Here is a 432-nt window from a genome sequence, read left to right on the forward strand (position 1 = left end):
GACGGTGTCGCCATTGCTCAAGGTGACCTTGAGGTCGTGATCGAGTTTCTGGTCGACCTTGACGGTGAAGGTCGGCGCGAGGTTTTCCTGCACACCGCCATTGCCTTCGATGCTGACGGTGACCTTGTCGCCCTGGCCTGATGGCTCATCGGTGACGCTGGTGTCGACTGCGGTCTGACTCAGGGTCAGTTTTTCGAAGTTGTCCGCGCCAGTAACGCTCTCGAGCTTGTTGACGATCGGCGCCTGGCCGCCGGTGAAGACGTCGTCGGCAGCGGCGATGGTTGCAGAGCCGGAGGTCCCGTTCGCTGGAACAGTTACCTTCGTACCGTCGGAGAGGGTGAACTCCAACGGGCCGTGGTTATTGATCGGCAGACCGGCCGAGTTGGTCAGGGTCACGGTGTAAGTCACCGAACCGCCTTCAGCCACGGTGGA

1 protein-coding gene is annotated in these 432 nt (G+C 61.1%); it reads right to left on the minus strand.

Annotated elements, in window-relative coordinates; all coding sequences use genetic code 11:
• Nucleotides 1–432 (minus strand): immunoglobulin-like domain-containing protein (locus tag ACM6G4_RS20685; protein ID WP_414914506.1); only part of this gene is annotated, 432 nt, incomplete at both ends.

Source organism: Pseudomonas sp. IT-P258 (genome assembly GCF_949767825.1).
Classification (GTDB): Bacteria; Pseudomonadota; Gammaproteobacteria; order Pseudomonadales; family Pseudomonadaceae; genus Aquipseudomonas; species Aquipseudomonas monachiensis.